Source organism: Dactylosporangium sp. CA-139066, assembly GCF_050936175.1.
GTDB lineage: Bacteria > Actinomycetota > Actinomycetes > Mycobacteriales > Micromonosporaceae > Dactylosporangium.
The window spans coordinates 2,523,936-2,549,000 of sequence record NZ_JBNJNH010000002.1; the positions used below are offsets into that span (position 1 = coordinate 2,523,936).

At 73.9% G+C, this 25,065-nt stretch carries 20 protein-coding genes; 7 read left to right on the plus strand and 13 right to left on the minus strand.

The window, feature by feature from the left end; genetic code table 11:
- Window positions 1–63 precede the first annotated feature (63 nt).
- Window positions 64–258 carry a hypothetical protein gene (locus ACQEVU_RS56365; RefSeq protein WP_433339459.1) on the minus strand — a complete coding sequence of 65 codons (195 nt, stop codon included), beginning with the start codon at window positions 256–258 and terminating at the stop codon, window positions 64–66.
- A gap of 19 nt (window positions 259–277) precedes the next feature.
- Window positions 278–3,271 carry a type VII secretion protein EccCb gene (gene eccCb, locus ACQEVU_RS56370; RefSeq protein WP_433339460.1) on the minus strand — a complete coding sequence of 998 codons (2,994 nt, stop codon included), beginning with the start codon at window positions 3,269–3,271 and terminating at the stop codon, window positions 278–280.
- A gap of 68 nt (window positions 3,272–3,339) precedes the next feature.
- Here eccCb and eccD point away from each other — a divergent pair, with 68 nt between their 5' ends.
- Complete coding sequence (gene eccD / locus ACQEVU_RS56375) at window positions 3,340–4,725, plus strand: type VII secretion integral membrane protein EccD (RefSeq protein WP_433339461.1); 1,386 nt, start codon at window positions 3,340–3,342, stop codon at window positions 4,723–4,725.
- Window positions 4,726–4,777: 52 nt separating this feature from the next.
- On the plus strand, window positions 4,778–6,169 hold the full coding sequence (eccB, locus tag ACQEVU_RS56380; RefSeq protein ID WP_433339462.1) for a type VII secretion protein EccB: 1,392 nt from the start codon (window positions 4,778–4,780) through the stop codon (window positions 6,167–6,169).
- Window position 6,170: 1 nt separating this feature from the next.
- Here the strand turns inward: eccB and ACQEVU_RS56385 are convergent, their stop codons facing one another.
- Window positions 6,171–7,013 carry a TIGR02452 family protein gene (locus tag ACQEVU_RS56385; protein ID WP_433339463.1) on the minus strand — a complete coding sequence of 281 codons (843 nt, stop codon included), beginning with the start codon at window positions 7,011–7,013 and terminating at the stop codon, window positions 6,171–6,173.
- Between the two features lie 5 nt (window positions 7,014–7,018).
- On the opposite strand from ACQEVU_RS56385, the gene ACQEVU_RS56390 reads away from it, so the two are divergent.
- Window positions 7,019–7,831, plus strand: coding sequence for a heavy metal-binding domain-containing protein (locus ACQEVU_RS56390; protein WP_433339464.1), 813 nt, complete (start codon window positions 7,019–7,021; stop codon window positions 7,829–7,831).
- Here ACQEVU_RS56390 and ACQEVU_RS56395 read toward each other — a convergent pair.
- Window positions 7,828–8,235 carry a hypothetical protein gene (locus ACQEVU_RS56395; RefSeq protein ID WP_433339465.1) on the minus strand — a complete coding sequence of 136 codons (408 nt, stop codon included), beginning with the start codon at window positions 8,233–8,235 and terminating at the stop codon, window positions 7,828–7,830. The genes ACQEVU_RS56390 and ACQEVU_RS56395 overlap by 4 nt on opposite strands.
- A 171-nt stretch (window positions 8,236–8,406) precedes the next feature.
- Window positions 8,407–9,621, minus strand: a complete 1,215-nt coding sequence (locus tag ACQEVU_RS56400; RefSeq protein ID WP_433339466.1) for a S8 family serine peptidase — start codon at window positions 9,619–9,621, stop codon at window positions 8,407–8,409.
- Window positions 9,622–9,683: 62 nt separating this feature from the next.
- Here ACQEVU_RS56400 and ACQEVU_RS56405 point away from each other — a divergent pair, with 62 nt between their 5' ends.
- A complete protein-coding gene (locus tag ACQEVU_RS56405) occupies window positions 9,684–10,256 on the plus strand; it encodes an HD domain-containing protein (protein ID WP_433339467.1) in 573 nt (190 codons plus the stop codon).
- On the opposite strand, the gene ACQEVU_RS56410 is transcribed toward ACQEVU_RS56405, so the two are convergent.
- Window positions 10,253–11,242 carry a hypothetical protein gene (locus tag ACQEVU_RS56410; RefSeq protein ID WP_433339468.1) on the minus strand — a complete coding sequence of 330 codons (990 nt, stop codon included), beginning with the start codon at window positions 11,240–11,242 and terminating at the stop codon, window positions 10,253–10,255. The genes ACQEVU_RS56405 and ACQEVU_RS56410 overlap by 4 nt on opposite strands.
- Complete coding sequence (locus tag ACQEVU_RS56415) at window positions 11,239–12,456, minus strand: type VII secretion protein EccE (RefSeq protein ID WP_433339469.1); 1,218 nt, start codon at window positions 12,454–12,456, stop codon at window positions 11,239–11,241. The genes ACQEVU_RS56410 and ACQEVU_RS56415 overlap by 4 nt, the downstream gene beginning before the upstream one ends.
- Before the next feature lie 178 nt (window positions 12,457–12,634).
- On the opposite strand from ACQEVU_RS56415, the gene ACQEVU_RS56420 reads away from it, so the two are divergent.
- Window positions 12,635–13,243 (plus strand): Dps family protein, encoded by a 609-nt coding sequence (locus ACQEVU_RS56420; RefSeq protein ID WP_433339470.1) that lies wholly within the window; start codon window positions 12,635–12,637, stop codon window positions 13,241–13,243.
- A 22-nt stretch (window positions 13,244–13,265) separates the two neighbouring features.
- Window positions 13,266–15,770, plus strand: a complete 2,505-nt coding sequence (locus ACQEVU_RS56425) for an Hsp70 family protein (RefSeq protein ID WP_433339471.1) — start codon at window positions 13,266–13,268, stop codon at window positions 15,768–15,770.
- 3 nt (window positions 15,771–15,773) lie between these two features.
- On the opposite strand, the gene ACQEVU_RS56430 is transcribed toward ACQEVU_RS56425, so the two are convergent.
- Both ACQEVU_RS56430 and ACQEVU_RS56435 read right to left on the minus strand, forming a co-directional pair.
- The gene (locus ACQEVU_RS56430; RefSeq protein WP_433339472.1) at window positions 15,774–16,472 is read right to left on the minus strand and encodes an SDR family oxidoreductase; all 699 of its coding nucleotides are present in this window, start codon (window positions 16,470–16,472) and stop codon (window positions 15,774–15,776) included.
- A 5-nt stretch (window positions 16,473–16,477) separates the two neighbouring features.
- Window positions 16,478–17,638 carry a thiolase family protein gene (locus ACQEVU_RS56435; protein WP_433339473.1) on the minus strand — a complete coding sequence of 387 codons (1,161 nt, stop codon included), beginning with the start codon at window positions 17,636–17,638 and terminating at the stop codon, window positions 16,478–16,480.
- A gap of 66 nt (window positions 17,639–17,704) precedes the next feature.
- Between ACQEVU_RS56435 and ACQEVU_RS56440 the strand changes: the two genes are divergently transcribed.
- The gene (locus ACQEVU_RS56440) at window positions 17,705–18,541 is read left to right on the plus strand and encodes a hypothetical protein (protein WP_433339474.1); all 837 of its coding nucleotides are present in this window, start codon (window positions 17,705–17,707) and stop codon (window positions 18,539–18,541) included.
- Between the two features lie 367 nt (window positions 18,542–18,908).
- Here the strand turns inward: ACQEVU_RS56440 and ACQEVU_RS56445 are convergent, their stop codons facing one another.
- From ACQEVU_RS56445 to ACQEVU_RS56460, 4 genes are read right to left on the minus strand one after another with little or no spacing between them, the layout of a single operon-like run.
- Window positions 18,909–19,295 (minus strand): YybH family protein, encoded by a 387-nt coding sequence (locus tag ACQEVU_RS56445; RefSeq protein WP_433339475.1) that lies wholly within the window; start codon window positions 19,293–19,295, stop codon window positions 18,909–18,911.
- Entirely contained in the window at window positions 19,292–20,572 is a 1,281-nt protein-coding gene (locus ACQEVU_RS56450; RefSeq protein WP_433339476.1) for an MFS transporter, read from the minus strand. The genes ACQEVU_RS56445 and ACQEVU_RS56450 overlap by 4 nt, the downstream gene beginning before the upstream one ends.
- Complete coding sequence (locus ACQEVU_RS56455; RefSeq protein WP_433339477.1) at window positions 20,569–21,828, minus strand: aminotransferase class I/II-fold pyridoxal phosphate-dependent enzyme; 1,260 nt, start codon at window positions 21,826–21,828, stop codon at window positions 20,569–20,571. Before ACQEVU_RS56455 ends, ACQEVU_RS56450 begins: the two co-directional genes overlap by 4 nt.
- A gap of 40 nt (window positions 21,829–21,868) precedes the next feature.
- Entirely contained in the window at window positions 21,869–24,877 is a 3,009-nt protein-coding gene (locus tag ACQEVU_RS56460; protein WP_433339478.1) for a putative bifunctional diguanylate cyclase/phosphodiesterase, read from the minus strand.
- Window positions 24,878–25,065 lie beyond the last annotated feature (188 nt).

Below are 25,065 nucleotides of genomic sequence, written 5' to 3' on the forward strand. Positions count from 1 at the left end.
GCCTCGAAAATTCCGCGCCGCGCCGACACATGGCGCCCTTGGATCTTCGGGGTATGGCCAGCCCTACCGTGCCCGGGCGAGGTGCACCGCGTGCGCCGCCGCCAGCGCGGCGGTGCCCAGCGCCAGGATGAGCGCGGCCACGCCGAGCCGGTCCAGCGTGGGCTCGAACCGCCCCAGCCCCGGCCGCGCCGCGATCAGGACGGCGACGAGCCCGCCGAGCCCGGCGATGACGCCCGGCCGCCGCGGCGAGCCTTCCACGCCCCTCGATCCGTGTGGGTCAGGCGGGCTGCTGGGCGTCGCGCTTCGGGGTGGCCTCGCGGATCTGGGTGACCAGGCTCGCGACGCCCTCCGCCAGGTCCTCCGTCGTCGGGCGGCCGTCAAGGCGCGGCAGCGCGCCCAGGAACTGCAGGCCGCCCGGGATCAGGCCGCGGCCCGGCGCCCGGTCGGGGACGTTCGCGGCGGCCCGGCGGTCGATCTGGGAGTCGGTGGGCTCCGTCAGCCGGAGCTCGACGCGGCTGCCGAAGCGCTCGCGAACGGGCGCCGGCACGTCCGGCCAGCGGGTCGCGGTGGCCACGACGTGCACGCCGTAGGTCAGGCCCCGGCTCGTCAGGTCGTCGAGGGCCTCCGCGAGGTCCGGGAAGTCGCGCAGCGCCGACCAGCCGTCGATCACCAGGAACACGTCGCCGAACGGGTCGTCGGCGTGCTGGCCGGCGCGGCGCAGGCGGCGGTACGTCGCCATCGAATCGACCGACGACGCGGCGAAGCGGCGCTGGCGGGCGGCGCGCAGCGACTGCAGGCCGGCCACCGTGCGGCGCACGGCGTCCTGGTCGTGGAGGGCGAGGACGCCCGCCACGTGCGGGAGGTCGCGCAGGGCCTGCAGGCCGCCGCCGCCGAAGTCCAGGCAGTGGAACGTCGCCTCGGCCGGCGTGTGGGACAGCGCCAGGCCCAGGATCAGGGTGCGCAGCACGGTGCTCTTGCCGCTGGCCGGGCCGCCGACGACGATCGCGTGGCCGGCCGGGCCGGCGAGCTCCCACCACAGCGGGTCGCGGCGCTGCTCCAGCGGGCGGTCCACGACGCCGATCGCGGCGTACAGGCCGCCCTGCAGCTCGGGAGCGGGAACCGTCAGGCCGCGCTGCGGGTCGGCGACCGGTGCGGGCAGGAGGGCGCCCAGCGTGGGCGACTCGGCCAGCGGGGGCAGCCACAGCGGGTGCGCGGGCACGCCCTGGCCCCGCATGCGGGCGACGAGCACGTCCAGCGCGGCGGCGCCGGCGGAGGCGACCGGCGGGGCGTCGGCGGGGGTCGCCGACGGGACGTACGCGGCCACGTAGTCGTGGATGACCGGCGCGGCCGGGGCGGACCGGCCGTACAGGCCGGAGACGCTCGCCGGGCGGAACGGCCGCGGCGGCTCGCTGCCGACGCTGAGGTGGCCCCGCCCGGGCACGTCGGGGTCCCCGGCCGGCGCCGGGCCGAGGCCGATGCGGTACGTCAGGTGCGCGTCCAGGGCGCGCGACCGGCCCTCGTCCAGCCGCCGGGAAGCCAGCAGCAGGTGTACCCCGAGCGGGCCCCTGGCCCGCCCGGCCTCCTCGAGCGCGGCGGCGAGCCCCGGCACGTCGCCCAGGCCGTCGCCGACGATGACCAGCGACGCGTCGGGGCGGGCCGACCGGCGGCGGCGCAGCTCGCCCTCGATGGTCTGGGCCAGGCGGTCGACCAGCGGCGGCTGCGTGGCGAGGCCGGCGATGAGCGCGCCGGTGTGCGGCAGCGCGTCGAGGCCCGCGAACGTGCCGGCGCCGTGCGCGTCGACGAGCAGGAAGTTGATCCGCTCCGGGCCGTACGCGACGGCGAGGCCGGCCACGATCGCGCGCAGCAGCTCGGCGCGGCCGGCGTCGTCGGCGGCGATGACGAGGCCGTGCGGGCCGTCGCGGTCGAGGTCGAGCTCGACCGGGGCGCCGTCGGGCGACCAGCCGAGCCGCACGCGCAGGCCCTCACCGGCGGCGGACCAGCGGGCGGCCGGGTCGAAGTCGTCTACCGCGTCGAGGCCGAGCAGGGCGAGGTCGCCGGTCGTCTCCGAGGCGTCCGGCGAGTCGGGGCGCAGGGGCGCGAGCTGCAGCGCGAGGGCCTCCGCCTCCGCAAGGCTCAGGGCGTCGGCGCGGCCGGCCGGGGTCCAGCCCTCGGCGGTGGCGCGCAGCAGCGTCCCGTAGCCGTCGATGGAGACGGTGGCGGCACCGTCGAGCGGCGAAGGGCGGGGCGAGAGGTCCAGCACGGTCACGCCGGCGACGCCGCCCGGGCGAAGCAGGTGCGCGGACTGCAGCTCGTCGCCGCCGTCGAGGACCAGCAGGACGTGCGGGGCGACGAAGCCGGGCTCGAAGCGGGGGCGGTTTCCGGTGATCGGGTCGAGCAGCGTCTCGAGCGCCACCACGGACGGCGCGACCAGGCGGGCCGGGCCGAGGGCGTCGCGCAGCTTCGGGTGCTGGGCGTGCGGCAGCCACTTGGCCCACTCCCACTGCGCGGCCGCGCCCGGGCCGGCGCACACGGCGACGATGAGATCGTCCGGGGAGTGGAACGCGGCGGCCTGGGCGACGATCGCGCGGGCCAGCGCCCGGGCCTGCTCCGGGCTGCCCTGGACGTGCAGGCGGGCGTGGTCGCCGAGCGGGATCGCGACGGGCAGGTTGTCGACGGCGGCGTACGACGCCATGAACCGCCGCAGCGCCAGCGCGCTCATCGGGTCCGGGTCGTCCAGCGGGCGGGCCGGCGGCGCCACGATCGGGGTGGCGAGCGCCTGCGGGCCGAGCGCGACCCGCACCACGGCGAAGTCGGTGTCGCCGGGGCGGCGCTCCCACAGGCGCCGGCTCGGCGGGATGGACCACAGCGCGTCCGGGTCCGGGTGGCGGTACAGCAGCGTCGCCCTTTGCATTTGCGCGCTCCGGCGGGCCTGCCGGCGGCGCTGGCCGAGGTGGCGCAGGTAGGCCTGGCGGGCGAGCAGCCGTTCCCGGCGGCCGGGCCCGGTGCCGCGCCCGAACATGACGGCGAGGACGCCGACGACCGACAGCAGGAAGAGCCCGCCCGTCAGGTACACCAGCGGCCCGATCGGCTGCCCGGCGAACAACAGCGCCATCGACCCCGCCCCGACGAGCAGCGGGACGACGGTGAGCAGCAGCGGCCAACTGCGCGCCGGCGAGGCGGGCAGGACGGGGGGCGCATCGAGCACCAGCTCTCCCGCCGGGTACTCGGGCTCGGCCCGCCGCGATGCCCGGGTGCGTATGACCGTGCTCACGGGGACACATGCTAACGCTGCTACGTTGGGCACTCTCGATGGACGCGGAGGCTAGGGAGCGCGCGGCGATGGCCGAGAACGTTGGTGCCGGACTGGCCCGGGTGGTGCTCGCCGCGCCCAAGCGGCGCCTCGACCTCGTGCTTCCCGAGCAGATCCCGCTGGCGATGCTGCTGCCCGGCGTGCTGCCGCGCGCGGGCGAGGCGCTCGCCGACGAGGGCCTCGAGCACGGCGGCTGGGTGCTGTGCCACACCGACGGCCGCCGCCTCGACCTGGGCGGCACCCTCGCGGCGCAGGGCGTGCGCGACGGCGACATCCTGCATCTCACCCCCCGCTATGCGCAGTGGCCGGAGGCCGACTACGACGACGTCGTCGACGCGGTCGCGGCCGGCGCCCGCCGCCACGGCGCGGCCTGGACGCCCGCGTGGACGCGCGGCACCGGCATCGCGGCCGGCGTGCTCGTGCTGGTCGCCGGGCTCGGGCTGCTGCTCGCCGCCGGGCCGTCCTGGCTGATCCCGGCGATCGTCGCGCTCGCCCTGGCCGCGGGCCTGCTCGCCGGCGGCGTCGTGCTGTCCCGCGCGCTGTCCGAGGCGACCGCGGGCGCGGCGCTGGGGGCGGCCGGGCTGGCGTACGCCTTCGTGGGCGGCCTGCTCGTCCTCGGCGGCGACGAGCCGCTGTCGGGCCTGGGCGCGCCGCAGCTGCTGGTCGGCGCGGGCGCGCTGCTGGTGGGCTCCGTCATCGGGTACGCCGGGATCGCGGCCCGCCTGCGCCTGTTCGTGGCCGGCATCGCCGCGGGCGGCCTCGGTGTCGGGGCGGGCCTGCTCGGCCTGACCGGCCTCGGCGCGGCCGAGTGCGCCGCGGCGCTGCTCGGCGTCCTGGTCCTGCTGGCACCCGCCGTGCCGCAGGCGTCCATCCGCCTCGGCCGGGTGCCGGTGCCGCAGCTGCCGCGCCCGACCGACGACCTGCTGCGCCCCGACCCGGTGCCGCCGGCCGCGGCCACCTACGCCCGCGTCGCGCGCGCCGACGAGATCCTCACCGGCCTGCTGTTCGCGTTCGCGATCCTCAACGTCGTGGCGAGCTGGCTCGTCGAGCGCCAGGGCGGCGTCGTGGCCGGCGTCCTCGTCGGCGTGGTCGCGGCGGCCAACGCGGTGCGGGCCCGGACGTTCGCCGCCGTGCGGCACCGCCTGCCGCTGCTGCTCACCGGCGTGGCCGGGGCGGCGCTGCTCATCACCCGGCTGCCCGGCGCCGACCGGCCGGTCCAGGCCGGCGTGGGCGCCGGGCTGCTGCTGCTCGCGATCGCCGCGGTCGCGGCCGGGATCCGGTTCGCCGCGCGGCCGCCGTCGGTGTACCTGGCCCGGGCCGCCGACGTGCTCGACATCGTGCTCGTGCTCGCGCTCATCCCGCTGGCCGGCCAGATCCTCGGCGCCTACGCCTGGGCGCGCGGCCTCGGCGGCTGATAAAGACATGGCGGCCGACGACAGGGACATCCCCGGAGAAGGGACAACGCCGATGCCGTCCCGGCGGGAGCAGATCCAGTCGCACCAGTACGCGATGCAGCGCGTGGTCGGCGCGTTCGTCTCCGGCGAGGCCGAGCCCGCCGCCGAGCCGGACCGCCGCCTCGGCACGGCCGCGCTCGCCGGCCTGCTGGTGGCGGCGGTGGTGCTGGCCGGCGCCGGCGTGTACGGGCTGCTGCGCCCCGGCGGCAACAGCGGCTGGAAGCGCGAGGACGCCGTCGTCATCGAGCGCGAGACGGGGACCCGGTTCGTGTACCGCGGCGGCACCCTCTATCCGGTCGCGAACTTCTCCTCGGCCGTGCTCGCCGTCGGCCGCGCCACCGAGCCCGTCATCGTGTCGCGCGCGTCGCTGGCCGGCACGGCTCGCGGCCCGCTCATCGGCATCGCCGGCGCCCCGGACGCGCTCCCGGCCGCGGACCGCCTGCTGCGCGACGCCTGGTCGATGTGCGTGACGAGCGGGCGCGACTCCGGCGGCGCGACCACGGTGACGAGCGAGCTGCTCGTCGCCCGTGCCCCCGCGGGCGGCACCGACCTGGGCGAGGCCGGACTTCTCGTGCGGGAGAACAGCAGCCAGAAGGTGTACCTCGTGTGGCACGGCCGCCGGTTCGCGATCAACAGCAAGCAGGCGCTGACCGCGCTGAACGTCGACGCCCAGCCGCGCATCCCGGTCGCCGACGCCTGGCTCAACACGGTCCCGGTCGGCCTGCAGGTGGCCCAGCCGCCGGTCGAGGGCCGCGGCAAGGCGTCCACCCCGCTGCCCAACCTCCTCGTCGGCCAGGTCATCACGGCCGGCGGCAGCGGCTACCTCGTCCGCCAGGCCGACCTGCTGCCGCTCACGCCGGTGGAGCAGGCGATGATCCTGGCCGACCCGAACACGGCGTCGGCGTACCCGAACGCGACCCCGGCGGCCAAGACGGTCCAGGCCGCCGACATCGCCAACGTCACCAGGGCCACCCGCCCGCCCGCCTCCGACCTCGACCCGCCGGCCCAGCCCCCGGCCATGGCCAACGCCGACGCGGCCCGCATGATCTGCACGACCTTCGCCGACGGCCAGGCCACCCCGAAGTTCGTCATCAACGCCGACCCGCGCCTGGAGACCGGCATCGCGACCAACGGCAGCGCCACCGACCTCGTCGCCGACCGCGTCGTGGTCCCGCCGGCCGCGGGCGTCCTGGTGCGCTCGGCGCAGTCCTCGGAGGCCGGCTCGGGCACGCTGTTCCTGGTGACGGACCAGGGCCGCCGTTTCGCGCTCGCGGGCGCGGACACGCCGGCCTGGCTGGGCTACGGCTCGGTGAAGCCGATCGAGCTGCCGGCGTACGTCGTGGCCCGCATCCCGGCCGGCCCCGCCCTCGACCCCCGAGCCGCCCGCCGCCCCCTGACCGGCTGAGTCAGCCGGCGAAGGCCGCGTCGAAGGCGGCGTGAACGGGGGTGTTGCGCAGGCGGTCGTAGATGGCGAAGATGACGCGCTCGAAGCACGGGACGTCGCGCAGCGCCGTGGCGAAGGCGGCGGCGACCTCGGCCGGGACGTTGCGGAACACGCCGCAGCCCCACGCGCCGAGGACCAGCGTGCGGTGGCCGTGCGCGGCGGCGACGGCCAGCACGCGGGTCGCGCGGCGGCGCAGCACCGCCGGGACGTCGGCGGCGTCGCCGGGCTGGTTGCGCAGGATCGCGCCCAGGTTGGGGGCGGCGGCGGTCAGGAACGCGGTGGTGTACGGCGAGTCGAGCAGCCGGCCCTTGTCGTCGCGGAACACCGGCACGCCCGGCGAGTAGATGACCCGGTCGCTGTAGCGCAGGTCCTGCTGGTGGCGGTGGAAGTCGTAGAAGGCCGGTGCGGTGCGCTGGCCGGCGTACAGGGCGGAGGCGCGCGCCAGGCTCTCCTCCTGTGCGACCGCGCCGCCGAGGAAGCCGCCGCCCGGGTTCTTCGCCGAGGCGAACACGAGCGTCGCCGCCCCGTCGCCCGCGCGCCGGGCGGCCTCCAGGGTCGACTCCCGTGTCACTTCGATGACCGGGGGCCCGCTGGCCGAACGGGCTTCCGGCAGTACAACATCCGGCTCGTATAAAAGCGTCCCGGCCAGGGAAGCCGAAACCGCGGCGGCGATCGAGACCGTCGCGCCGCTCGAATTGACGTATTCGCCGCGCTCGGCGATCGCCACCGTCTGACGCGCAATCTCACGCAAACGGCCGCTCACGCGCGCCAACGTAGCAGCGTTGCCGGCACGGCGTAGCGTCATTTTTCATGAGCGAACCGGTCTCCCAGCGGCCGCAGCCGCTGCCCGAAAGCGCGCGGGCGCGGCTCAACCGCGCCCGCCAGGGCAAGCCGTTCTTCACCTCCGACCTGTCGGTCAACGAGTTCGTGCTGACCACGCAGACCGGCTTCGAGCCGCTCGGCCTCGTGATGGGCACGTGCATCTACCACGTCGGCGTCCAGCAGTCCCGCTGGAGCGTCAGCCAGGAGCTGCAGGTGCTCAGCCAGGCGATGTACCAGTGCCGCGAACTGGCGATGGCCCGCATGGAAAGCGAGGCGGACACCCTCGGCGCCGACGGCGTCATCGGCGTGCGCATCCGCTCGCTGAACTACCAGTTCGCCTCCGACGTGCTGGAGTTCGTCGCCGTCGGTACGGCGGTGAAGTCCACCAACGGCCAGTCGTACCGCACCCCGAAGGGCCGCCCGTTCACCTCCCACCTGAGCGGCCAGGACTTCTGGACGCTGCACCGCCACGGCTGGCTCCCGCGCGGGCTGGTCCTGGGCACGTGCGTGTACCACATCGCGCACATGACGTTCCGCCAGATGCTGTCCAACGTCGGCCAGAACGTCGAGCTCACAAACTTCTCCCAGGCGGCGTACGACGCCCGCGAGATCGCGATGGACCGGATGCAGTACGAGGGCCAGCTGCTGGATGCGGACGGCATCGTCGGCGTCACGGTCGACGAGTCGGCCTGGGAGTGGGGCCAGCACGCGATCGAGTTCTTCGCCATGGGTACGGCGGTCGCCCGCCTGCACCCGGACGCCCAGCCCGAGCACCCGACGATGGTCATGCCCCTGACCTAGGAGGTCAGCCTCCGCAGCGCCTCGACCGCCGCGTCGTCGTTCCCCGCGACCTCGACGAGCGCGGCGGTGAGCGCACGGCACCACTGGTCCGCGCTCACCGTCTCGGAGGACAGCACCACCCCGCGCGACTCGTGCCGGATCACCGTCGCCGGCCGCGCGCCGACGCCGTCCCGATCGATCTCGAACCGCCGTCCGCCGACGGTCACGCTCACCCCGAGCACGGCCGGCTCCCGCCCGTTGAGCCGCGCCTTGAGCCGCCCTTCCCGCCGCACCTCGACGAGCTGCGCGGGCAGCGCCGCCGACAGCACGGCCAGCAGCATCCCGCCGTGCAGCGAGAGGTCGTCGGCACACCGCCGCAGCTGCGCCGCCAGGACCTCAAGCTCCAGGTGCGACTCGGGCTCCACGCCCACATCCTACGGACGCATTGTGGCCGGATGCGTATCTCAATCGATTCTTAGCGCAGACGCACCACCCCGCGCGACTCGTGCCGGATCACCGTCGCCGGCCGCGCGCCGACCTAGCCCCAAGGCGGTGCCGATGCCTGCTCGACGTCGAGGTCGTGGAAGGGAGCCCGGTCAGAATGGACGCTCGGCCGGGCTCGGGGGCGGCGAGGGCTCGGCGGGGCGCCAGCCGCGGGCGCGGCCCAGGCGGTACGCGGCGCGGGCGGCGAACAGCAGCCCGGTGGCCAGCAGGACCGCCAGGCCGATCCACGCCGCGGTCCGGGCCGTCGCTGAGCGGTGCGGAGCGGCCGCCGGCGCGGCGGCCGGCGGGATGGGCTGGCCGCTGCCCGGGTCGTCGCGCGGCGGGGCCTCCGTGACCGCGCGGTACGGGTCGACCATCCCGTAGCCGAACTCGTTGCTGCGCGACCCGCCGGCGATGCGGTCCGATGTGATTCGCAGGCGCCAGGAGACGTCGGAGTTCTTCAGGTACGGCTGGGAGGACCACAGCAGCGCCGCCGTCGCGCTCACGTAGGCGGGGGCCAGGGTGGGGTCCTTCGCGTACTGGTGGCCGCTCGCCCTCGTCGCCGTCACGAGGCGGTCGCCGGGGGCCGACAGGTCGACGTAGTTGCCGACCGGGGACTCCGGGAGGCGGTCCTGGTGCTCGTCGACGGCGGCCACGCCCAGCACGTTGTCGTACGACGCGGGGTACGACGGCGGGTCGTTCGGGACGGGGTTGCGGTTGGAGCCGATCGGCGGCAGGGAGGCGTCCGCCGTCGTGTGGCGGGTGCCGACCGTCGCCACGACCAGGCAGCCCTTCGTCGTGATCGCATAGTCGACCGCCTGGGCGAGCGCCGGGGTGTCCTTGTCGATGGCGATCGAGACGTTGATGATCTTCGCGTTCTGGTCGGCGGCGTAGCGGATCGCCTGGGCCAGGACGTCGGGGGAGTCGTTGACGCGCAGGGGGAGGATCTTCGCGCCGGGGGCCAGGCCCTCGAACGGGACGCCGTCGGCGTGCTTGGCGGCGATGAGGCTCGCGGTCGCCGTACCGTGCGAAGTGCAGTCGAAATCGGCGCCGGCGACGTTGCGCACGAAGTCGAAGCCGGGCCAGACCTGGGCCGCCAGCTGCGGGTGGGTGCCGTCCACGCCCGAGTCCAGGACCGCGACCGTGATGCCGGCGCCCGTCGTGACCGGCCAGATGCGCGGGGCGTCGAAGAGGCGCTGGGGCCACGGGAGGTCGGTGATCACCGAGCCGGGGGCCGCGGGGGTGTCGCAGACGCCGGGCGGTGGCGGGGCGGCGCTTGCGGGGGCGCCGGGGAGGAGCACCACGGCGGCGGCCGACAATGCGGCCAAGGCGGCCCACCAGCGCACGTCACGGCCCCCTCTATCGCACGGACCACGTTATGGTACGGCGTATGGTGCGCACCTTCGACGGATCGGTCGGGTGGGCGGCACTGCGCTCACGGTTCGCCGATCGGCTCGGCGCGGGGACGCTCGCGGCGCTCGACGACGCCGTCGCGTTCGCCGTCGAGCGGCACGGTGAGCAGCGGCGCCCGGCCGGCGAGCCCTACGTGGAGCATCTGCTCGAGGCGCTCGAGGTGCTCGTCGACGCGGTGGGGGAGCGCGACCCGGACACGCTGCGCGCCGCCGTGCTGCACGACGTCGTCGAGGACACGCCGACGACGCTCGAGGAGGTGCGGGAGCGGTTCGGGGAGCGGGTCGCGGAGCTCGTCGGGTGGGTGACGAAGAGCGGCGACCGCGCGCAGTATCTGGCCCGGCTGCGCGACGCGCCCGAGGCGGCCATCGCGGTCAAGCTGGCCGACCGGCTCAGCAACGTGCAGCGCCTGCGGACGCACCCGCGCGCCGAGAAGCGCGCGTCCTACTACCGGGAGACGGTGGCGACCATCGTCCCGCTGTCCGAGGGACGGCCCTGGTTCCAGCAGTGGTACTCCCAGTGGCGCGCCGACCACGCCGACCTGGACGGTTAGCGGGCCGGCTGGCCGTGGTACTGCCGCTCGATGCCCGTCGGCGCCACCCACACGTATCGGTTCGCGCCGCCGCCCATGAGCGCCAGCATGTCCGGCGTCATCTCCTGCAGCGGGCCGGCGCCGTTCTCCGGCAGGTTCAGCGCCGCGGCCGCCACGGCGGCCTCGGGCGGGCTCAGCTGCTGCAGCATCACCAGGTCGCCGCCCTGCAGGGCGTGGGTGTGCTCGGGGGCCAGGTGCGGTACCACGGCCAACTGGGTCTGCCACGCTCCGAGCCGGGTCGGGGTGCCGGCGGCGGCCACGATGAGCAGCGGCTGGCGCGCGCTCGCCGGCGCGGCCGGCGGGCGCGGGTCGTTCCACAGCACCAGGCGGTCGTTGGAGCCCGTCGCCCACTCGCCCAGGCCCTGCCACGGGCGCGGGTCGGCGGTCATGACGATGACGCGGGCGCCCAGCGCGAGGGCGCGGAACACCAGGATCCGCTGGACCCACAGGCCGCCGACGAGCGTGACGCGGGTCGGGGCCGGGCGGAACAGGCGGATCGGCACCGGACGGCGCTGGTAGTCCACGCCGACGATGAGGCCGGCCGGCCCCATACCGCCGCGCACCGCACCGAGGGTCTCGGCGCCGATGTCGTGCCACCCGACGTGCAGCGCCGGCAGCGTGGCCGACAGCGGCCCGGGCCCGTTCGGCCGGGCCGGCATCGGCGGCGGCGCGAGGACCGGCGGCACGGAAACGGGTGGCGCGGACACCGGAGGCCCGGACACTGGCGGTGCGGAGACCGGCGGCGCGGAAACGGGTGGCGCGGACACCGGAGGTCCGGACACCGGTGGCGCGGAGACCGGGGGAGCGGCCTGCTGCCAGGGCAGCTGCGGGGCCGCGGCGCGCGACAGCGAGTTCTCCAGGTCGAACTGCGGCGGCGCCACCGCCGGGCGCACCTCGGCGGTGACGTGCGGTTCCTGGGGCTGGAAGGGGTACACCGGCTGGCTCACTTGGCACCGCCTCCGGTCGGGGCGCAGGCGTACACCGCCGGGCCGTGCTCCCCGTCGAGGCGCACGAGCTCGGCGTTCGCGGCGGCGGCCGCCTCCTCGATGGCGCGCACCGACGGCTCCAGGGCGCTCGCGGTCGCCGCGACCCGCAGCACGCAGCGCGCGGCCAGGCCGTCGCCCTCGCGCGTCAGGGTCAGCGAGGCGGCCGACGAGGTGGACGGCATCGCGAGGAGCCGCTCCAGCAGCGCGGTCGTGTCGGGCAGGCGCGGCCAGGTCTTGAGCCACAGGCCGTTGTGCGACAGCTCGCCGCTGCGCCACGCCGTCCACTCCTCGCGCGGGCGCCAGGCGTCGCCGGCGGGCGGGGTCGCCGAGTCGACCTCACAGGCGCGGGCCAGGGCGGCGACGAGCTCCGGGGCGCTCAGGAGGCGGTGCTCGAGGCCCGCCGCGCGCAGCACCCGGCCGGCCTTGCGGGCGAGCGAGGCGACGAGGGCGGGCGCGCGCTCGGCGTCGTCGGCGCCGCCCAGGCCGGCCTCGGCGCGGGTGCGCGCGTCCAGGCGCACCGCCACCCAGGTGACCCGGTCGGCCGGCACCGGCGGGGCGCCCTGGCCGAGCTGCTGCAGCTCGTGGTAGGAGCGCGCGGCGAACTGGGCGTTGTCGATCTGCTGCCACGGCGCCGGGACGCTCACCGTGCACAGCTGCACCACCGCGCCGGCATGGTCGGCGCTGTGCAGGACCCTGGCGAGGAGATCCAGCGGTACACCCGCGGAACCCTCGCCGCTCATGGACCCCTCGCCGCCGAGCTGGATCGCGGCGAACCAACCGGCCGCGTCGCACCCGATCCCGGCGGGCGGGCCGTCCGGGGTGTCCCCGGCGGCGTCGCGCACGGTCAGGCCGGGCGCGAGCGTGCGCAGCATCGCCAGCGGCAGCCCGTCGGCCGCCGGGAGGTCCGGGCCGGCCTTGCGGCGGCGGCCGTGCTCGCGGGCCATCGCGCGCCGCTCGAGCCACCAGCGGCCGCGGGTGCGCAGCAGGGCGACGACGATGACGAGGACGCCGGCGAAGGCGGTGATGCCGGCGACGAGCGGGCCGTGCGGCAGGACCGCGGCGATGGCGATCAGGACGGCCTCGACGAGCACCATCCGCCCGAGCGGGACGGCGCCGAGGATCCCCGGCCGGCGCCGCAGCCGCGGCGGCTGCGCGGGCGCGGGGGCTTGCGTCATGGGACCGCAGCTTACCCATTCCCCGTGGCCGATGCCGCGGGGCGGCGACCGCCCGGCGGGCCCGGCTGGCCGCGGAGGTACAGAAGCCCCGGCGGCGGTCTGTCGGAAACCCGACCGGCGGCCGCGAGTCACCGTGCGGGGTGAGGGTCGAGGCGGACCCCGTGGGCAATGGGCGCGCATGCCAGCGACGAAGAAGAAGGGCAGCCAGCCATGGCTGCATCAGCAGGGCCGTGAGATCCAGCGTTTCGGGCAGATCCGGCAGTTCCCGGTCGCGCTGTCCCACGATGCCCGCATGTACTCCTGCGAGCGGCTCAATCAGGTCCTCGCCGACACCCAGATTCTCTATGCCCTGTACAAGAAGCATCACTGGCTGATGCGCGGTCCGACCTTTTACCAGCTACACCTGCTGCTGGACAAGCACGCCGGTGAGCAGCTCGAGCTGGTCGACGCGCTCGCCGAGCGGGTGCAGACGCTCGGCGGCATCGCGGTCGGGGACCCGCGCCACGTCGCCGAGCTGACCCGGGTGCCGCGGCCGCCGGACGGGGCGGAAGAGGTACCGGCAATGCTTTCGCGGCTGCTCGAGGCGCACGAGATGATCCTGATCGAGTGCCACGACGCCGCCGCGAAGGTCATGGAGCAGGGCGACGACGGCACCAACGACCTGCTCGTGTCCGAGGTCATCCGCACCGGCGAGCTCGAGGCCTGGTTCCTCGCCGAGCACCTCGTCGACACCCCGCTCGTGCGCACGGAAGAGGAGGTGAAGGCGGCCGCGAACGGACGGCGTTGATGCGAGGCGCTACCGTGTCGGCGTGACGAGGCATATCGAGTCGCAGCTGGGCGTCGACCTTGGCACCACCCACACGGTCGCCGCGCTGACCGCCGCCGACGGTCGCAGCCAGCCGCTGCTGTTCGACGCCAGCTTCCTGCTGCCGTCTTCGGTCTACGCCGAGGTCGACGGGCACCTGCTCGTCGGCAGGGACGCGGAGCGCAGTGCGCGACTCGACCCGGCCCGATTCGAGCCCAACCCGAAGCGCCGGGTCGACGACGGCACCGTGCTGCTCGGTCAGCGCGAGTACGCGGTGTCCGAGCTGCTCTCGGCGCTGCTGCGGCGCACGGCCGACGAGGCGTCGCGGGTCCTGGGGATCATGCCGGTGCGCACCGTCCTGACCTACCCGGCCAACTGGGCCACGCACCGCCGCTCCGTGCTCGCCGACGCGGCGGCCCGAGCCGGGATGCCGTCGCCGATCCTGGTGCCGGAGCCGATCGCGGCCGCCGCGTACTTCACCAGCATCCTCGGGCGCAACATCGCGCCCGGCGGCGTGCTCGTGGTGTACGACTTCGGCGGTGGCACGTTCGACACGACGATCCTGCGGCGGCGCCCGGACCAGGGCTGGGACGTGCTGGCCAGCGACGGCCTGCCCGACGTCGGCGGCGTCGACCTGGACGCGGCGATCATCGGGCACCTCGGCCAGACGATGACGACGGTCGACGGGGAGCGCTGGCAGCAGCTCGTCGCGCCGTCCGACGACGCCGGCCGGCGCCGCAACCACCTGCTGCGCGAGGACGTGCGCTCGGCGAAGGAGCAGCTCTCGCGCAGCTCCACCGCGAGCGTGCACCTGCCGCTGTTCGAGACCGACATCCACGTGACGCGCTCGGAGTTCGAGCAGCTGTCCCGCTCCTACCTGGAGCGCACGGTCGACCTGACCGCCTCGACGCTGCAGCGCGCCGGCGTGCGCCACGACCAGATCGGCGGGCTGTTCCTGGTCGGCGGCTCGAGCCGGATCCCGTTGGTCAGCACGCTGCTGCACCAGCGGCTCGGCGTCGCGCCGACGCTGATCGAGCAGCCGGAGCTCGTGGTCGCGCTCGGCAGCGTGCTGGCCGCGATGCCGCCGCGGCCGGCGCCGTTCCCGGGCCCGGGCCGGCCGGTCCCGCCGACGCCGGCCGGGCCGCGGCCACCGATGATGGGGCCGGGCGTCGGGCTGCCGATCCCGCCGCCGATGGGCGGCCAGCCGCCGAACGCGCCGGTGTCGGCGCCCACCGCGATGCCGGTGTCCAGCGTGCCGGTCTCCGGCGGCCAGCCGCCGGTGGCGCCGGTGTCGGCGCCCGTCGCCGGGCAGGTCTCGCCGGCCGCGTTCCAGTCGCCGGGCTCGCCGGCCGGGTTCCAGTCTGCGGCCTCGCCGCAGTCGCCGCCGACGAGCGCCCCGCCCAACAGCACGGCCGTGTTCGGTGCGGCGCCGCCGGCCCCGGTGACGCCGGTCATCCCGCCGCCGTACGGCGCGGGCCCGCCGCCGCGCCGGGGCGGGTCCGGCCGGCCGCTCGCGCTGGTGGCCGCCGCCGTCGTGGTGCTCGTGCTGCTGCTCGGCGTGGGCGGCGTCGTCGCCTGGCGCGCGGTCAGCGACGACAAGTCGACCGACAACGGCAACAGCGCCAACCGCAACAACGGCGGCAACGGCAACGGCAACAACGGCGGCGGCAACGGCGGCTCGACCGGCGACGCGGGCAGCGGCGGCCAGGCGGTGAGCACCGCGAACGCCAAGCCCGGCGCCGACCAGCAAACGGTCGCCGTGAACAAGTCGGTCTGGTACGCCCAGTTCAAGATCACCGTGAACAAGCTGACCTACGACGCCAAGGCCACCTCGGACCAGCTCTCGGCCGAGGTCGTCGTGGAGAACCTCGGCTCCAACAACGCCTCGCCGTACGTCACCACCGTGTTTTCGGTCGGCGGGCAGCAGTACACCGGCTCGTTCCGGGAGAGCACCCAGGTCTCGGCCGGCCAGAAGAGCAACTACAACATCGACTTCTCGGTCTACGACCCGCTGAAGGCGAGCATTGCCACCGGCGAATTCATCTTCGGCGACGGCGACCGCGAGCAGCCGAAGATCCCGCTCGGCGGCGGGCCGGTGGTGGCGTACGAGCCGAGCAACCTCGTCAAGGACAAGAAGGTCACCGTGCACGACGTCACGGCCACCTTCACCACCTGCGACCTGCGCGGCGGCTTCTTCGACTACAACAGCCAGGCGAAGAAGGGCTACCGCGTGGTCATGTGCAAGGTCGACATCCAGTACACGGGGAAGTCCAGCAAGTACGTCGGCGAGGAGCACTTCCGCCTCGGCCAGCCCGACGGCACCGAGATCGGCCCGCTCACGGCGCCGAACGAGGCGCTCTCCGGCGGACAGGTCGCGGTCGGCACGGACCTCGCGTTCCAGGTGAAGATCGACCTGGTCGGCACGTACAAGCTGCGCCTGGTCGACCTCGGCGACCACAAGGACCGCCAGGCGGGCGATGTCGCCGAGGTCGACCTGGCTCTCAAATAATGGCTAGCGGGCGCCGCCGTTGACGTACAGGGTCTGGCCGGACACGTAAGAGGCCTCGTCGCTGGCCAGGAAGGCGATGACGGCGGCGACCTCCTCGGGCCGGCCGACCCGGCGCAGCGGCGTGCGCTCGGCGACCTGCGCCTGGTGCTCCTCGGCGGTACTGCCCACGCGCTCGGCGGTGGCGGCCGTCATGGGGGTGGCGATGTACCCGGGCGCGACCGCGTTGACCGTGATGTCGAACGGCCCGAGCTCGATCGCCAGGGTCGCCGTCAGCCCCTGCACGCCGGCCTTCGCGGCGGCGTAGTTGGCCTGGCCGCGGTTGCCCAGCGCCGAGCGGCTGCTGAGGTTGACGATGCGGCCGTAGCGGGCCGGCACCATGACCCGCTGGGCCGCCTGGCAGCACAGGAACATGCTCGTCAGGTTGGTGGTGAGGACCGCCTGCCACTCGTCGTACGGCATCTTGAACAGCAGGTTGTCCCGCGTGATGCCGGCGTTGTTGACGAGGATGTCGATCCGGCCGATTCCGGCGAACACGTCGTCGACCTGCGCCTTGTCGGTCACGTCGCACGCGATGACGTCGTCGTCGCCCTTCAGGTCCAGCCTGATCACGTTGGCGCCCTGCTCGCGCAGCAGCGCCGCGGTCGCCGCGCCGATGCCCTGCGCCGCCCCCGTCACCACGGCCGTCCGGCCCTCGAACCGCATACGGCTCACCTTTCCACCAGTACCGCAGAGCCCTGACCGACCCCGACGCACATGGTCGCGAGGCCGCGCGTGTCGCCGGTCCGCTGCATCCGGTGCAGCAGCGTGGTCAGGATCCGCGCGCCCGAGCAGCCCAGCGGGTGCCCGATCGCGATGGCCCCGCCGTCCGGGTTGATCATCTCCGGGTCGAGCCCGAGCTGGTCGGCGCAGGCCAGGACCTGCGCGGCGAACGCCTCGTTGAGCTCGGCCTGCTGCACGTCGCCGACCTTCCACCCGGCCCGCTGCAGCGCCTTGCGGGTCGCCGGCACGGGGCCCAGACCCATGACGTCGGGGTGCACGCCGGCCGAGGCGCCGGTGACGTACCGCCCGAGAGGCTCCAGCCCGAACTCCCGCAGCGCGTCCTCGCTCACGAGCAGCAGCCCGGCGGCGCCGTCGTTGAGCGGCGAGGAGTTGCCGGCGGTCACCGTGCCGCCGTCGCGGAACACCGGCTTGAGCTTGGCGAGCTTCTCGAGGCTGGTGTCGGCCCGGATGCCCTCGTCGGCGCTCACCCCGTCGACCGGCAGGATCTCGGCGGCGAAGTGGTCCGCCTTCGTGGCTCGGTCGGCGTTGACGTGGCTGCGCAGCGCGAACGCGTCCTGCCGTTCGCGGCTCACGCCGTGGCGGGCGGCGACCTCCTCGGCCGTCTGGCCCATGCTCAGCAGCCCGTGCCGCTCGCTCATGCGCGGGTTGACCAGCCGCCACCCGAGGCGCGTGTCGGCGATCGACATCGCGTTGGGCAGCGCGTCGTCGGGCCGGGGGAGCACGAACGGCGCCCGGCTCATCGACTCCGACCCGCCGGCGATCACGACGTCGGCCTCGCCCGCGGCGATGGTGCGCGCGGCGATGGTGACCGCCTCCATCCCCGACGCGCAGAGCCGGTTGACGGTCGCCCCCGGCACGCTGTCGGGCAGCCCGGCGAGCAGCACCGCCATCCGCGCCACGTTGCGGTTGTCCTCGCCGGCCTGGTTGGCCGCGCCCCAGTACACCTCGTCGACGCGCGCCGGGTCGATCCCGGCCACCAGCTCACTGACCACGGCCGCCGCGAGGTCGTCGGGCCGCACGTGGGACAGCGCCCCACGCAGCTTCCCGATCGGCGTGCGCCGCGCGGCGGCAAAGTACACGGTTCGCATGCCCACGAAACTAACACTGTTAGTAGGCGATGGAACCGTCCAATGCGCCACAGCGTCTCATCGCCCATGAAGCTCTCGTGCCTTGTTGTGGTGGCCGGCGCCCTGCTGGCCGGCTGCGCGTCGCCGACGGTCGCCGGGCCGCCCGCGACGACGTACGCCCCCGCCGACCTGGTCCTGCAGGTGCGCATTTTCGGCGGCTTCGTGCCCGTCTCGGTAACGGTGACGCAGATGCCGGAGATCAGCGTGTACGGCGACGGCCGCGTCATCACCAACGGCCCGACGCCGGCCATCTACCCCGGCCCGGCGCTGCCCAACGTCCAGGTGACCCGGATCGCCCAGGCGGACGTCTCGGCCCTGACCCGCCGGGCCCTCGACGCGGGCGTCGGCAACGGCGAGGACGCCGGCACCCCGAGCGTGGCCGACGCCCCCGCGACCCGCATCACGGTGCGCACGGACGCGGGCCTCGTCTCGACGGACGTGATGGCGCTGGGCCTGGAGGACGCAACGCTGAGCCGGGACCAGCGGGCGGTGCGCAAGCGGATGCAGGACCTGGTTGCCGACCTGCGGGACCTGCGCAAGACGCTCGGGAAGGACCACATCGACGAGCCCGCGCCCTACGAGCCGGCGCGGCTGGCCGCGGTGGCCGGCGAGTGGCAGCCGTCGGACACGGGCCAGCCGTCGGACCCGCCGGCGCTCCCGTGGCCGGGCAGCGCCGACCTGCCCGGCCCGGCCGTGCCGAACCGGCCGGGCGTGAACTGCCTGGTCGTGGACGCGCCGGGGGTGCTGGCGGCGGCTCGGCAGGCGAACGCTCGGACGCCTTGGCTTTCGGGCGATGCGCGCTGGTCGGTGCAGTTCCGCCTGCTGCTGCCGGACGAGACGTCGTGCGCCGACCTGGCGCGCTGATCCGTTGGGGATCCGAAAAGTCCGGCGCCTGGCGGCGCCGGACTTTTCGCCAATTTCGTAGTCACGTGACGTATGTCGGGCAGTGCGTCTTTTGTGCGGATCGTGGCTCCGCACAAAGCCGGCGGCGTGAGCGGGCCGGCGCCGATCATCTGGCCGGCGTTTGTGCGGATCGTGGCTCTGCGAACGTGCGTTGACTTACGCGGCTTTGCGAGGTTTGCGAAAAGTCGGGCACTCCGTGCCACGACTTTTCGGACTTTTCGCCTGTCGGGGTATAAATCCGATATGTCGTGGCGCGGAGCGCCCGACATATCGTGTGCCGTTCAGCGGGTGCATGCCGGTGGTCGAGCACGACGCCGCAGGAAGCGCGCTATGACACAGGTTCTGAGCCCTGGACCGCGCGCCACAGCCAGGCGCCCGAGGAGCGGCGCGAGAGCAGGCCCGTGACGCGGTACGGGAACGGCTCCACCGCCCCGCCGGGCGCGTGCTCGGCGCCGTCCGCCTCGGCGATGACGAACGCGGCGCCCGGCAGCGAGTGGACGGTGGCCGACGTGGCCTGCCAGGTGTACGCCTCGTCGCGCGCGAACAGACCGGCCAGTAATGCCCGCACCTCCTCCCGGCCGGTGGCCGACTCGCCGGCCTCGGAGCCGACGTACGTGATGTCGTCGTCCGGCACGAAGCAGGCGAGCGCGGCCTCCACGTCCCGGGCCAGAAACGCCCGCCCCAGCCGGTCCACCATCTCCAGTGCGTCACTCACGTCGTCACCACCAGCTGCTTCGGCGAGCGCATGCCCGGCAGGTACAGGAACGCGAAGGTCACCGCGGCGCCGAGGACGCCGGCGCCGATGAGCGTGTTCTGCACGCCGATCGCGTTCGCGACCGGGGCCGCCAGGGCGTAGCTCAGCGGGACCAGGGCGATCGAGATGAACCAGTCGACCGACGAGACGCGGCCCATCAGCTCCTCGGGGACGAGCCGCTGCTTCGCGGTCGCCCACGCGATGGTCCCGGCCGCCTCCAGGCCGTTCACCAGGGCGCACGAGATGGCCAGGTGCCACGATGCGGTGGCCATGCCGTACCCCGCCACGGCGAGCGTGGCGAGCGTCCAGGTGACGTAGATGAAGCGCATGTACTCCCGCGGTACCCCGCGCTGGCCCACGATCAGCGCCGCGGCGATCGCACCGATGCCGCCGCTGGCGAGGACCAGGCCCAGGTCGCCGGCGGTACCGTGCAGCTCGTTCTTGACCACGAACGGCAAGAGCACCTCGGTCGGCCCGATGAACAGCAGGTATGCGAACGTGGCGGCGACGAACGTGCCCCATAGCCACACGTTGCCGCGCACGTAGTTCATGCCCTCCTTGAACTCCACCCAAACCGACGTTTCGGAAATGTCCGTTTCGGCGGGGGTGGCCGCCCGGGAGCGCATCAGCAGCAGGCACGTCGCCGAGACGGCGAACGTGGCCGCGTCCAGGGCGAAGGCGAGCCCGGCGCCGCCGACCGCGATGAGCACGCCGCCCAGCGACGGGCCGGCCATCTGCAGGGCGGCCGGCCGGACGAACTGGTCCAGGGCGTTGGCCTGGACCAGTTCCTCGTCGTCCACGAGCGTCGGCACGAGGGAGTCGAACGCCGGGCCGAAGAAGCCCGACGCCGCCCCGTAGACCGCGACCAGCGCCACGATGTGCCACACCTGCACCGCGCCGGTGAGGCTGAGTACCGCGAGCGCCGTCAGCACCGCGCCCCGCACCAGGTCGGTGCCGAGCATGATCTTCCGCCGGTCGAACCGGTCGCTGATCACCCCGCCGAAGAGCAGCGTGGCGACCTGGGGCAGCGAGAGGGCGAACCCGACGACGGACATCGCCGCCGGGGCGCCCGACAGCGCGTACACCTGCCAGGCCAGGGCGACGAGAAGGATCCCGTCGCCGATCAGCGAGGTGCTCATCCCCGTCCACAGCAGGCGGAAGTCCCGGCCGCGGAGGGGGATGAGCAGCCCCGGGAGCGCGCGCCGGGCGCGGTGCCGGGCTACGAAGCCGTGCCTCAAGCCGCGTCCCGGAGGCGGTCCGCGCCGGCCAGGTCCGACAGCACGGCGTTGAGCTGGTCGATCTCCTCGTCGGTGTTGGCCGCGGTCACCTGGATGCGGAAGCCGACCTGGTCGCGCGGGACCAGCGGGTAGGCGGCCAGCGTCACGTAGGTCTCGCGGTCCCACAGGAACTGCCCGACCTGGGCGATGTCCTGCCCGGGGGCCAGCGGCAGCTCGATGATCGGCGTGGTGCCGGTGTTCGGCGTGTACAGGCCGAGCGAGCGCACGTGGTCCAGCACCCGCATCGTCTTGCGGTACAGGTCGGCGCGGATCTCGTCGCCGCGCTTCTCGTTGACCTCCAGGCCGGCCATGACCGTGGCCAGGGAGGCCGTCGGGGACGGGCCCGAGTAGAGGTACGGCGGGGCGGCGACCTTGAGGTGGTTCTTGAGCCAGGTCGGCAGGGCCAGGAACGCCATCAGGGACGAGTAGGACTTCGAGAAGCCGCCGACAAGCACGATGTTGTCGTACGTCTCGCCCGCGTACTTCACGATGGCGTTGCCCCGCGAACCGTACGGCGACGTCTCGTCCGGCCGGCGCTCGCCGATGACGCCGAAGCCGTGGGCCTCGTCGACGTACAGCAGGGCGTCGTACTGGCGGCAGACGGCGGCGAAGCGGGCCAGATCGGGCGCGAGGCCGGTCATGCTGTTCACGCCGTCCATGGCCACGAGCTTGGCCACGCCGGCCGGGGCGGCGGCGAGCAGCTGGGCCAGGTGCTCCGGGTCGCCGGCCTTGAAGCGCTGGACCGTGGCGCCGAGGCCCTTGGCGTACATGCAGCCGTCGTAGATGGTCTTGTGCGACTGCGAGTCGAGGAAGATCATGCCGTCGCCGGCCAGGATCGGGATCACCGACATGTGGATGTGCGTGATCGTCGGCAGCAGCAGGGTGTCCGGCGCTCCGAGCAGCTCGGTCAGGCGCTCCTCGATCTCGATGTACGGCTTGGAGTTGCCCAGCAGGCGCGACCAGCTGGGGTGGGTGCCCCACGTGCGGATGTACGGCTCGACGGCGTCCATGATCTCCGGCTCCAGGTCGAAGCCGAGGTAGTTGCAGGAGGCCCAGTCGGTCAGCCAGTGACTGCCCACCCGGATGCGACGTCCGTCGATCTCCTCGATGACGGCGTCGTACATCGGGCTCGTCGTGCGCAGACGCTCGAGGTCGTCCCAGCGCCCGTCGCGACGAACGTAGGCGCCCTTGGTGCTGTGCAGCGGGTGGACCGTCATGCGGTACTACCTTCCTTGGTGAGTGTCATTTCCTTGCGCGCTACGCCATTGCGGCGAATGGCGCCGTCTTCGGGATGAGCGCGAACGCGTCGGGCTCGGACAGCGGCCGGGCGAACAGGTAGCCCTGGCCGTAAGGGCAGCCGACCTCGCGCAGCGCGTCGCGCTGGCCGGGCTCCTCGACGCCCTCGGCGACCACCGAAAGGTTGAAGGTCTGGGCCAGCTGCACGATCGCGGTGACGACCGCGCGCTGCTGGGCCGAGGACAGCATGTCGTCGATGAACGACTTGTCGATCTTGAGTACGTCGATCGGCATGTGCTGCAGGTAGGACAGCGACGAGTAGCCGGTGCCGAAGTCGTCGATGGCGAGCCGGATGCCCATCGCCCGCAGCGCGTCGAGGTCGGCGCGGACCTGGTCGTCGTTGCGCAGCAGGAGGCTCTCGGTGATCTCCAGCAGCAGCGTGCCGGGCTCCACGCCCGAGGCGCGCAGCATCTGGCGCACCTCCTCGACGAAGCCGGGCGTGCGGAACTGCCGCGCCGAGACGTTGACGCTCATGTACCGCAGCGCGCCGGGCGCCGTCGAGCGCTGCCAGCGCCCGGCGGTGTTCAGCGCCTGCTGCAGCACCATGCGGCCCATGGGCACGATGAGCCCGCTCTCCTCGGCCACCTCGATGAAGTGGCCGGGCGCGATCATGCCCCGGGTCGGGTGGTTCCAGCGCACCAGCGCCTCGAAGCCCAGCGGCACCCCAGTCTCGAGGTCCACGATCGGCTGGTAGTGCAGGACGAACTGGTGCTCCTTGACCGCCTGGTCGAGCGCGGCGCGCAGCTCCAGCCGCTCCAGCACGGCGGTGTGCAGGTCGGACTGGTACCGCCGCCACTGGCCCTTGCCGGCGCCCTTGGCCACGTACAGCGCGAGGTCGGCCTGGCGCATGAGCTCCTCGCCCGAGCGCGCGTCGGTCGTGGTGGACAGCCCGACGCTGCTGATGCCGTTGACCGTCTCGCCGGCGACCCCGAACGGCTCGGCGAGCGCGACGACGATCCGCTCGGCGGCGAGCTCCAGGTCGTTGATCGAGTCGGCCTCGATGAGCGCCGCGAACTCGTCGCCGCCGAGGCGGGCGACGGTGTCGGTCGGGCGCAGCTCGCCGGTGATGCGGCGGCCGACCGCCTGCAGCAGCTCGTCGCCGACGGCGTGCCCCAGCGTGTCGTTGACGATCTTGAAGTCGTCCAGGTCGATGAAGAGGACGCCGACCAGGCTGCCGCTGTGCTGGCCGCGGAACACGGCCTGCTCGACGCGGTCCTGGAACAGCACGCGGTTGGCCAGGCCGGTCAGCGAGTCGTGGAACGCCTGGCGGATGAGCTGCTCCTCCATGCGCCGCCGCTCGGTCACGTCGCGCACGGTCAGCACCAGGCCGCCGACGGTGGTGTCGGCGCGCAGGTCGCGGCAGTCGACCTCGACCCGCAGATCGGAGCCGTCCACGCGAACGGCGCACACGTCGATCATGTCGTGGCCGTGCAGGCCGGCGCGGACCTGGCCGAGCAGCTCGGCGAGGCGGGCGCGCTCGTCGCGGGCCACGAACTCCCACAGCTCGTACCCGGCGATGCGCTCGTCGCCGAAGACGGTGCCGGCGGACGGGCTGGCGTACTGGATGACGTCGTTGTCGTCGACGATGAGGATCACGTCGGACGTGTTGTGGATCAGCGTGCGGAAGTACGCCTCGCTGTTGCGCCGGCTGACCTCGGCCGAGAGCGTGATGCGCTCCAGCGCCATGGCGGCCTGGGAGGCCAGTACCTCGAACGTCGGCTGCAGGGCCTGTAGGGCGCGGGTGGGCGCGGCGAGGTACAGCGCGTCGCTGGTGACGCCGAGCGGGTGGCGCAGCGCGGAGCTGAACTCGCGCAGCTGCGACCGCACGTCCGGGGCCAGCCCGGACACGCGGACCAGGCCGGGCGGCGGCAGTTCCGCCTCCGGGTCGAGGTGGACGAGCGAGATGATGTGCGGGGTGTCGGCCGGAAGCAGCCGGTCGAGCGCCGTCTGTACCGCGGACAGCGCCTCGGCGGCGTCGGCCGCCGACACGAGCGTGGTGGTCGCCTCGCGCAGCTCCCGCTCGCGGGTGAGCGACTGGCGGTGGTTGCCCATGACGCCGGCGAGGCGGGTGAGCACGAGCACGAACATGACGCCGGAGCTGGTGGCGATGACGGCGGCGTCGCGCACGGTGCCGAGGCTCGCCTCGACCAGCAGGACGGCCGGCGCGATCAGCGACGCGGCGCCGAGCAGCGCGATGCGGCGCACGCCGAGGTCGGCGGCGGCCGAGCGGGTCGGCTCGGTCATCTGGACCATGGACGGGTGCAGCGCGGCCGCCGCCCAGCCGGCGTAACACACGACCCAGCCGAGGTCCGTGGGCCCGCCGACGTGCCAGTTGCCGTTGAGCTGGAGGAGGCCGTACACCACGTCGGCGATGAGCAGGCCGGCGGTGCCGAGGCCGAGCAGGTTGATCGAGCCGTTGCGCCGGACCCCGCCCGTCAGCAGCCGCGCGAAGACGGCGAGGGTCAGCACGTCGCCGAGCGGGTACGCGACCGACACGAGCTTCTGCACCACCGTCAGCTCGGTGCTGCGCACGTACGGGTCGATGAGAAAGATCCAGGACAGCAGCGCGAGGCCGATGGTGAGCGTGGCCGCGTCGAGCAGGCTGTCGCGGTTGTTCCGCCCGGTACGCGACCGGATGAAGCCGAGCAGGCCGCCGGCGACGAGGGGGTACATCGCCAGGTACAGCACGTCGTTGAACGACGGGAATGGGTTCTCCAGCCCGAACACGTCGGTCAGCAGGTTGTAGCCGAAGTCCCCGAGCCCGAAGCAGGCGAGCGCGGCGGCCAGCAGGAACCACGGCCAGCGGCGGTTGGGCTTGTGCACGACCACGCCCACGACCACGCCGATCGTGCTCGACAGGCCGATCGCGCCCCACCAGATCATGTGCATCTCGGGCCAGCGGTAGAAGGCCACCGTCAGCAGCGCCATCCAGATCGCGAACCAGGCGCTGAGCCTGCTCTTGTCCAGCACAGCCGAGCCTCCCTCCCGTTCACGATCGGCTTGTCGCGAACTCCCTGATCGGTCGGCCGAGGGGAGTCTGAACGAGAACCGGGGTGCGGGAAGGGTCGTCCTTGTTGCTGGAAGGTTCCTCCATTTGGACGACGAGCGGTGTTTGCTTGAACACTAAACGTAATCAACCCGTTGTCGGCGACGGCCAG

Bases quoted from the DNA above. Each gene is read 5' to 3' on its own strand.
- ACQEVU_RS56385 (WP_433339463.1), bottom strand. From the start codon at position 7,013: ATGACGCTACGCCGTGCCGGCAACGCTGCTACGTTGGCGCGCGTGAGC.
- eccD (WP_433339461.1), top strand. From the start codon at position 3,340: ATGGCCGAGAACGTTGGTGCCGGACTGGCCCGGGTGGTGCTCGCCGCG.
- ACQEVU_RS56440 (WP_433339474.1), top strand. From the start codon at position 17,705: ATGAAGCTCTCGTGCCTTGTTGTGGTGGCCGGCGCCCTGCTGGCCGGC.
- ACQEVU_RS56435 (WP_433339473.1), bottom strand. From the start codon at position 17,638: ATGCGAACCGTGTACTTTGCCGCCGCGCGGCGCACGCCGATCGGGAAG.
- eccB (WP_433339462.1), top strand. From the start codon at position 4,778: ATGCCGTCCCGGCGGGAGCAGATCCAGTCGCACCAGTACGCGATGCAG.
- ACQEVU_RS56405 (WP_433339467.1), top strand. From the start codon at position 9,684: ATGGTGCGCACCTTCGACGGATCGGTCGGGTGGGCGGCACTGCGCTCA.
- ACQEVU_RS56455 (WP_433339477.1), bottom strand. From the start codon at position 21,828: ATGACGGTCCACCCGCTGCACAGCACCAAGGGCGCCTACGTTCGTCGC.
- ACQEVU_RS56420 (WP_433339470.1), top strand. From the start codon at position 12,635: ATGCCAGCGACGAAGAAGAAGGGCAGCCAGCCATGGCTGCATCAGCAG.
- ACQEVU_RS56390 (WP_433339464.1), top strand. From the start codon at position 7,019: ATGAGCGAACCGGTCTCCCAGCGGCCGCAGCCGCTGCCCGAAAGCGCG.
- ACQEVU_RS56430 (WP_433339472.1), bottom strand. From the start codon at position 16,472: ATGCGGTTCGAGGGCCGGACGGCCGTGGTGACGGGGGCGGCGCAGGGC.
- ACQEVU_RS56415 (WP_433339469.1), bottom strand. From the start codon at position 12,456: ATGACGCAAGCCCCCGCGCCCGCGCAGCCGCCGCGGCTGCGGCGCCGG.